Here is an 8164-nt window from a genome sequence, read left to right as displayed (position 1 = left end):
CCGAGCTGATGGCCTCGGGGCGCAAGGTGCTCACCCGCGAGGAGGTCATGGACGGCATCCCGGAGATGATCCACGACGTCCAGGTCGAGGCCACCTTCCCGGACGGCACCAAGCTCGTCACCGTCCACGACCCCATCATCTGACGGGCGGCCGCCGATGATCCCCGGAGAGATCCTGTACGCGCCCGGCCCCGTCGCCCTCAACGAAGGGCGCCCCGTCACCCGCCTGACCGTCCTCAACGCCGCCGACCGGCCCGTCCAGGTCGGCTCGCACTACCACTTCGCCGAGGTCAACCCCGGCCTGGACTTCGACCGCGCCGCCGCCCGCGGACAGCGACTGAACATCGCCGCCGGGACCGCCGTCCGCTTCGAGCCCGGCATCCCCGTCGAGGTCGAGCTCGTACCCGTAGCCGGCCGCCGGATCGTGCCCGGCCTGCGCGGCGAGACCGCGGGCCCCCTCGACGTCCCCGGCCCCCTCGACACCACCGATCAGGACAAGGACGGCGACCGTGCCTGACCTCCACCGCGCCGTCTACGCCGACCTGTTCGGCCCCACCACCGGCGACCGCATCCGCCTCGCCGACACCGACCTCCTCGTCGAGATCGAGGAGGACCGCTGCGGCGGCCCCGGCCGCGCCGGCGAGGAGGCCGTCTTCGGCGGCGGCAAGGTCGTCCGCGAGTCCATGGGCCAGGCCCGCACCACCCGCGCCGAGGGCGCCCCCGACACCGTCATCACCGGCGCCGTGGTCATCGACCACTGGGGCGTCGTCAAGGCGGACATCGGCATCCGGGGCGGCCGGATCACCGCCCTCGGCAAGGCCGGCAACCCCGACACCATGGACGGCGTCCACCCCGACCTCGTCATCGGCCCCGAGACCGAGATCATCGTCGGCAACGGCCGGATCGTCACCGCCGGCGCCGTCGACACCCACGTCCACTTCATCTCGCCGACCGTCGTCGAGCAGGCCCTCGCCACCGGCGTCACCACCCTCGTCGGCGGCGGCACCGGACCGGCCGAGGGCACCAAGGCGACCACGATCACGCCCGGCCCCTGGCACATGGCCCGGATGTTCGAGGCCCTGGACACCTTCCCCGTCAACATCGGCCTGCTCGGCAAGGGCAACACGATGTCCCGGGAGGCGATGCACTCCCAGCTGCGCGGCGGCGCCCTCGGCTTCAAGATCCACGAGGACTGGGGCGCCACCCCCGCCGTCATCGACGCCTGCCTGAGCGTGTGCGAGGAGACGGGCGCCCAGCTCGCCATCCACACCGACACCCTGAACGAGGCGGGCTTCGTCGGCGACACCCTCGCCGCCATCGCCGGACGCACGATCCACGCGTACCACACGGAAGGCGCCGGCGGCGGGCACGCCCCCGACATCATCACGGTCGTCTCCGAGCCGCACGTCCTGCCCAGCTCCACCAACCCGACCCGGCCGCACACCGTCAACACCATCGAGGAACACCTCGACATGCTGATGGTCTGCCACCACCTCAACCCGGCCGTCCCCGAGGACCTCGCCTTCGCGGAGTCCCGCATCCGGCCCTCCACCATCGCCGCCGAGGACGTCCTCCACGACCTGGGCGCCATCTCGATCATCTCCTCCGACTCCCAGGCGATGGGCCGGATCGGCGAGGTGATCATGCGGACCTGGCAGACCGCCCACGTCATGAAGAAGCGGCGCGGCGCCCTGCCCGGCGACGGGGCCGCCGACAACCACCGGGCCCGCCGCTACGTCGCCAAGTACACGATCAACCCGGCCGTCGCCCAGGGCATGGGCCACCTCATCGGCTCGGTCGAGCCCGGCAAGCTCGCCGACCTGGTCCTCTGGGAGCCCGCCTTCTTCGGCGTGAAGCCGCTCGTCGTCGTCAAGGGCGGCCAGATCGCGTACGCGCAGATGGGCGACGCCAACGCCTCCATCCCCACGCCCCAGCCGGTCCTGCCCCGCCCGATGTTCGGCGCGCTCGGCCGGGCCGCGGCGGCCGGCTCGGTCAACTTCGTCGCCCAGGCGGCCATCGAGGACGACCTGCCACGGAAGCTCGGCCTGCACAAGGAGTTCGCCGCCATCGGCTCCACCCGGCGGGTCACCAAGGCCGACATGCGGGAGAACGACGCCCTGCCCCGGGTCGAGGTCGACGCCGACACCTTCTCGGTGACCATCGACGGCGAGGCGGTCGAACCGGCGCCCGCCGCCGAACTGCCCATGGCCCAGCGCTACTTCCTCTTCTGATGTCGCGCTCCGCTCTCCTCGTGCTCGCCGACGGGCGCTTCCCCGCCGGCGGGCACGCCCACTCCGGCGGCGCCGAGGCCGCCGTCAAGGCCGGCCGCATCAAGGACGCCGCCGACCTGGAGGCCTTCTGCCGGGGCCGCCTGCACACCACGGGCCTCACCTCGGCGGCACTCGCCGCCGGGGCCGCGCACGGACTCGACCCCTACGAGCTCGACGCGGCGGCCGATGCCCGTACCCCATCGGCGGCCCTGCGCGCCGCCGCCCGCAGGCTCGGCCGCCAGCTGATGCGGGCCGCCCGCGCCACCTGGTCGAGCCCCGAACTCGACGCGCTGGCCGCCGCGTTCCCGCGCGGCGCCCACCAGCCCGTCGTCCTCGGCACCGCCGCCCGGGCCGCCGGACTCGGCCCCGAGGACGCGGCGCACTGCGTCGCGTACGAGACGGTCGGCGGTCCGGCGACCGCGGCCGTCCGCCTCCTCAGCCTCGACCCCTACCAGGCCACCGCCGTCCTCGCCCGCCTCGCCCCCGAGATGGACCAGGTCGCCGAGCGCGCCGCCGCGGCCGCCGGGGAGGGCGTCGACGCCCTGCCCGCCGCCTCCGCGCCCCTGCTCGACCTCACCGCCGAACAGCACGCGGCCTGGCCCGTCCGCCTCTTCGCCTCCTGAACACCATGGAGCCCCCATGCACCTCGACCACGCCCACACCCACCACGGCGCCGTCTCCGCCGACGCCCACCGTCCCGACGGCACCCGCCGCGCCCTGCGCATCGGGCTCGGCGGACCGGTCGGATCCGGCAAGACCGCCACCGTCGCCGCCCTCTGCCGCGAGCTGCGCGACACCCTCTCCCTCGCCGTCGTCACCAACGACATCTACACCCGCGAGGACGCCGAGTTCCTGCTCCGCAACGCCGTCCTGCCGCCCGAGCGCATCCAGGCCGTCGAGACCGGCGCCTGCCCGCACACCGCCATCCGCGACGACATCTCCGCCAACCTCGAAGCCGTCGAGGAACTGGAGGACACGGTCGGACCGCTCGACCTGATCCTCGTCGAGTCCGGCGGCGACAACCTCACCGCCACCTTCTCCAAGGGACTCGTCGACGCCCAGATCTTCGTCATCGACGTGGCCGGCGGCGACGACATCCCCCGCAAGGGCGGCCCCGGCGTCACCACCGCCGACCTCCTCGTCGTCAACAAGACCGACCTCGCCCCGTACGTCGGCTCCGACCTGGAGCGGATGGCCCGCGACGCGAAGGAGCAGCGCGGCGAACTGCCCGTCGCCTTCACCTCCCTGCGCGGCGAGCACGGCGTCGCGCCCGTCGCCGACTGGGTCCGGGCACAGCTCGCGGCGTGGACCGCGTGAGCCTGCGCGCCACCGCCCGGATCGCCGCCGACGCCGACGGGGGGCTTCCGCTCCTGGTGAGCGACGGCCCCCTCGCCCTGCGCCGCACCCGGGCCGCCGGACCGTACACCCGGGTCACCGTCGTCGGGGCGATGAGCGCCCCGCTCGGCGGCGACCGGCTCGCGATCGAGACCGAGGTACGGGACGGGGCCCGGCTCCTGGTCGACTCGGCCGCCGCCACCCTGGCCCTGCCGGGGCGGAGCGCCGACCACGCCGCGTACGACGTCCGGATCGCCGTCGGCGAGAACGCGGTGCTCCGCTGGCTGCCCGAGCAGCTCGTCTCCGCCGCCGGCTCGCACCTGCGGATGCGCACCACCGTCGACCTCGCGCCCACCGCGCGTCTCGTCCTGCGGGAGGAACAGGTCCTCGGCCGGCACGGGGAGCCGCCCGGCACCCTCACCACCCGGCTCACCGTCCGCCGCGCCGGCCGCCTCCTGTTCGACCAGGAGCTGGCCTTCGGACCCGGCGCGCCCGGCGGCTGGGACGGCGGAGCGGTCCTCGGTGGTCACCGGGCCACCGGCCAACTCCTCGTCGTCGACCCGGCATTCGGGGAGAAGCCGGTGGAGGCGCGGCTGTACGGGGAGAACGCCGTGGTCAGTCCGCTCGCCGGACCCGCGGCCCTCGCCACCGCCGTCGCGCCGGACGCGCTCGCGCTGCGCCGGCTCCTCGACGCGGCTTTGTCCGAACTCGCCCCGTTCTGAACCTTCCTCGAAGCCGTACCGCTCAGCGGTACACCACTCACCGGTTATTGGTTCGGCAAAGAAACACGCGTACGCCCTTTCGTCGTGCGCCCCGGTGACGAAAGGATCCCCCGGACACACAGACTCCTTCAGGGGGAGGATCATTGAGACGCACAGCAGTGCTCGGCTCTGCCGGCACTCTGATAGCGGGCACGCTCATGGCGACCGCGCTGGCCGCACCGACGGCCGGCGCCGTCACCGGCCAGGACCGTGACGACGAGGCGCGCGGTGCGACCATCGCCGCCGCCCAGGCCGCCAAGGCCGGCATCGACTGGCAGGACTGCCCGGCCGACTGGGGCTTCGCCAAGCCCATCCAGTGCGGCTGGGTCACCGTCCCGGTCGACTACGCCGAGCCCAACGGCAAGAAGATCAAGCTCGCCGTGGACCGCGTCAAGTCCACCGGCACGCCCGCCGAGCGCCAGGGCGCGCTGCTCTACAACCCGGGCGGCCCCGGTGGTTCCGGCCTGCGCTTCCCGCGCCGGGTCACCACCAACAACCCGCTCTGGGTGAACACCGCGAAGGCCTACGACTTCGTGGGCTTCGATCCGCGCGGTGTCGGCCACTCGGCGCCCATCTCCTGCGTCGACCCGACCGAGTTCGTCAAGGGCCCGAAGCTCGACCCGGTCCCGGACAGCGAGGCGGACAAGCTCGCCCAGCGCAAGCTGGCCGCCGAGTACGCCAAGGGCTGCGCCGAGAAGAGCGGCGACATGCTGCCCTACATGACGACGCGCAACACCGCCCGTGACCTCGACGTCATCCGGGCCGCGCTCGGCGAGAAGAAGCTCAACTTCATCGGCGTCTCGTACGGCACCTACCTGGGCGCCGTTTACGGCACGCTGTACCCGAACCACGTGCGTCGCATGATCGTCGACAGCGTGGTCAACCCGGCGAAGAGCAACATCTGGTACCAGGCCAACCTGGAGCAGGACATCGCCTTCGAGGGTCGTCTGAAGGACTGGATGACCTGGGTCGCCCAGAACGACGCCACGTACCACCTCGGCGACACCCTGGAGAAGGTCCAGCAGCAGTGGGTGACCCTGCGTGCCGCGGCCAAAAAGGAGCCCCTGGGCGGCAAGGTCGGTCCGGCCGAGCTCATCGGCTTCTTCCAGAGCGCTCCGTACTACGACTCCTCGTGGGTCCCGGTCGCGGAGGCCTGGAGCGCCTACGCCGCGGGTGACCCGCAGCCGCTCATCGACGGTGCCGCCGCGGACCTCACCGACACCGCCGGCAACATCGCGTCGGAGAACGGCAACGCCGTCTACACCGCCGTCGAGTGCGCCGACTCGGCGTGGCCGACGAACTGGAACCGGTGGGACCGGGACAACTCGGCCCTCCACGAGCAGTACCCGTTCATGACCTGGGCGAACGCCTGGATGAACCTGCCGTGCGCCACCTGGTCCGCGCCGCAGCAGAAGCCGACCCAGGTCAAGACCGGCAAGGGCCTGCCGCCGGTGCTCATCGTCCAGTCCGAGCGTGACGCGGCGACGCCGTACGCCGGCGCGGTCGAGCTGCACAAGCGCTTCAAGAACTCGCGTCTCATCACCGAGAAGAACGCGGGTTCGCACGGCGTCACCGGTCTGGTGAACCCCTGCATCAACCCGCGGGTCGAGACGTACCTGCTCACCGGCAAGGTGGACAGCCAGGACGTGACGTGCGAGCCGCACGCCACGCCCAAGCCGTAACGCTCCGCGCGGTGTGAAGGGAGGGGCGGCCGTCCGACGGCCGCCCCTCTCGTCATGCCCGGGACGCCAGCCAGGTGTCCTCCGCCGCGTAGTCGAAGAAGTCCACCTGGTACTTCGCGAGTCCGGGGAACGCCTCCCGCCACTCCCGTCCCTTCAGGCGCCCGGCCAGCCACTCGACCGTCTCCGGCAGCGACTCCGCGTACGACACCACCGGCCGGTACCCCAACTCCCGCTCGGCCGCCGTCATGTCGTAGACGATGGGATGCTCCGAGGTCCACGGGGTGAGCCCGACGCCGCCCTGCGGTGCTCCCTCGATCAGCACCGTCTCGCTCTCCGCGCCCAGGACCGCGTCGATCGCCGACCCGATCTCCGCCACCGTCGGCGCCTCCGGGTCCGCCGCGTTCAGTACCCGGCTGCCTGGGTTCGCGGCCGCGAGCCGGACCAGCTCCGCGATGTTGGCGACGTGGGCGGGGTGGAACCGTGACGTCCCCCCGTACGCGAGCACGCGCACCGGCCGCCCGTCGAGCGCCCGCTTCACGAACCACAGCTCGCGCGGCCCCGGGCAGTACGGTCCGTGGATGGCGCCCGCCCTCAGCAGCGTCGTCGGCAGCGCGTCGCCCGCCGCGAGCAAGTCCCGCTCAAGGGCCACCTTCCGGGTGCCGTACGTGCCGTCGCCCGGGGCCACCGTCGCCAGCGACTCCGGGATCGGCACCGGGTAGCGCGGAAAGCCGTCCGGCCGGTCCTGGGTGTCGAAGCTGCGGCCCTGCTCGTCCTCGTACACCGCCCCGCTGGAGATCACCACCGCCGAGCCGATCCGGTCCGCGAGCCCGGTCAACTGGGCGGCGTGCCCGGCGTCGTACGCCACCACGTCCACCAGGACGTCGGTGCCCTCGCCGAGCGCCGCCGCCAGCGCGCCCTCCTCGTTCCGGTCGAGCCCGACCGAGCGGACCTCCTCCGGCCACCCCTCGTCCCCGGAGCCGCCCCGCGAGGCGGCCGTCACCTCCCAGCCGTCCGAGACGAGCGCCCGCACGGCCGCCCGCCCCACCTGTCCCGTCGCACCCAGCACGAACGCGTTTCCCTTGGTCATGAGGGCGACGCTACGGGTGCCCCGGGCGGCCGCCCAGGGGATTGCGCCGTGCGCGGATCCGCCCTCGGCGTTCCCCGTGCGGGAACTATTCGGAGGGCTCGGTCCCCGCGGCCTTCACCACCGTGGCGTACTCGTCCACGTACTCCTGGCCCGACAGGCGCAGGATCTCGTACATGATCTCGTCGGTCACCGCGCGGACCACGGCCTTCTCGCCCGCCGACCCGGCGAACCGGGAGAAGTCCAGCGGCTCCCCGAACCGGATGGTGACCCGGCGGATCCTCGGCACGACCTTCCCCGGCGGCTGGATCTCGAAGGTCCCCACCATCGCGCACGGCACCACCGGGACCCCGGCGGTCAGCGCCATCACCGCCACCCCCACCTTGCCCTTGTAAAGCCGCCCGTCGTGCGAACGCGTCCCCTCCGGATAGATCCCGAGCAGCTCACCGCGGCCGAGGACGCCGAGGCCCTCCCGGATCGCCGCCTGCCCGGCCTCCTTCCCCGACCGGTCCACCGGGATCTGTCCGGCGGCCCGGAAGAAGGCGGCCGTCAGCCGGCCCTTGAGACCCGGCCCCGTGAAGTACTCCTGCTTCGCGAGGAAGGTGATCCGCCGGTCAAGGACGGCCGGCATCAGGAAGTGGTCGGAGAAGGAGAGGTGATTGCCCGCGACGATCGCGGCCCCCTCCTCCGGGATGTGTTCGAGCCCCTCGATCCGCGGCCGGAACAGCAGCCTGAGGAGCGGTCCGAGGAGGACGTACTTCATCAACTGGTAGAACACGCGCGACCCCCGTTCGTCGTCCGTCACGCCCGTTGTATCCCCGCACGGGCCCGTGGTCCACTGGTGGGGGAGCGTCACATGACAGGCGAGCGCGGGGCCAGGCGCCCCGGCCGCGTCCTCACCGCACTGCTGTGCGCGCTGACGGCGGCCGGGTTGTACGGCTGCTCCGGCTCGGGCCCGTCGGAGCCGACCCCCACGCCGACGACCGCGCCCGCCACCCCACCCACCACCACGCCCACAGGACTCTCGCCCTTC

General features: G+C 72.9%; 9 protein-coding genes. 7 read left to right on the top strand and 2 right to left on the bottom strand.

Translation table 11 applies throughout. The features are described from left to right. The 7 genes from CCN56_RS04755 to CCN56_RS04725 all read left to right on the top strand — a co-directional run. Nucleotides 1-143, top strand: a 143-nt coding sequence (locus CCN56_RS04755; RefSeq protein WP_179199690.1) for an urease subunit gamma, incomplete at its 5' end; no start/stop codon positions are given. A 13-nt stretch (nucleotides 144-156) separates the two neighbouring features. Continuing rightward, nucleotides 157-516 (top strand): urease subunit beta, encoded by a 360-nt coding sequence (locus CCN56_RS04750; RefSeq protein ID WP_086823904.1) that lies wholly within the window; start codon nucleotides 157-159, stop codon nucleotides 514-516. Continuing rightward, nucleotides 509-2230 (top strand): urease subunit alpha, encoded by a 1722-nt coding sequence (locus CCN56_RS04745; protein WP_086823903.1) that lies wholly within the window; start codon nucleotides 509-511, stop codon nucleotides 2228-2230. The genes CCN56_RS04750 and CCN56_RS04745 overlap by 8 nt, the downstream gene beginning before the upstream one ends. Continuing rightward, on the top strand, nucleotides 2230-2892 hold the full coding sequence (locus tag CCN56_RS04740; RefSeq protein WP_086823902.1) for an urease accessory protein UreF: 663 nt from the start codon (nucleotides 2230-2232) through the stop codon (nucleotides 2890-2892). Before CCN56_RS04745 ends, CCN56_RS04740 begins: the two co-directional genes overlap by 1 nt. A gap of 16 nt (nucleotides 2893-2908) precedes the next feature. After that, on the top strand, nucleotides 2909-3586 hold the full coding sequence (gene ureG, locus CCN56_RS04735) for an urease accessory protein UreG (protein ID WP_086823901.1): 678 nt from the start codon (nucleotides 2909-2911) through the stop codon (nucleotides 3584-3586). Continuing rightward, nucleotides 3583-4326, top strand: a complete 744-nt coding sequence (locus CCN56_RS04730) for an urease accessory protein UreD (protein WP_086823909.1) — start codon at nucleotides 3583-3585, stop codon at nucleotides 4324-4326. The genes ureG and CCN56_RS04730 overlap by 4 nt, the downstream gene beginning before the upstream one ends. A 143-nt stretch (nucleotides 4327-4469) precedes the next feature. Continuing rightward, on the top strand, nucleotides 4470-6047 hold the full coding sequence (locus CCN56_RS04725) for an alpha/beta hydrolase (RefSeq protein WP_086823900.1): 1578 nt from the start codon (nucleotides 4470-4472) through the stop codon (nucleotides 6045-6047). A gap of 52 nt (nucleotides 6048-6099) precedes the next feature. On the opposite strand, the gene CCN56_RS04720 is transcribed toward CCN56_RS04725, so the two are convergent. Together CCN56_RS04720 and CCN56_RS04715 are read right to left on the bottom strand one after the other, a co-directional pair. Then, nucleotides 6100-7134, bottom strand: a complete 1035-nt coding sequence (locus CCN56_RS04720) for an NAD(P)-dependent oxidoreductase (protein ID WP_179199689.1) — start codon at nucleotides 7132-7134, stop codon at nucleotides 6100-6102. Nucleotides 7135-7219: 85 nt separating this feature from the next. Beyond that, nucleotides 7220-7909 (bottom strand): 1-acyl-sn-glycerol-3-phosphate acyltransferase, encoded by a 690-nt coding sequence (locus CCN56_RS04715; protein WP_086823905.1) that lies wholly within the window; start codon nucleotides 7907-7909, stop codon nucleotides 7220-7222. Between the last annotated feature and the right edge of the window lie 255 nt (nucleotides 7910-8164).

This window comes from Streptomyces sp. NRRL B-24572 (assembly GCF_002156145.1).
GTDB classification, from domain to species: Bacteria; Actinomycetota; Actinomycetes; order Streptomycetales; family Streptomycetaceae; genus Streptomyces; species Streptomyces vietnamensis.
Note: the sequence above shows the minus strand (reverse complement) of the source record. Positions and strands in the feature narration are given on the sequence as shown.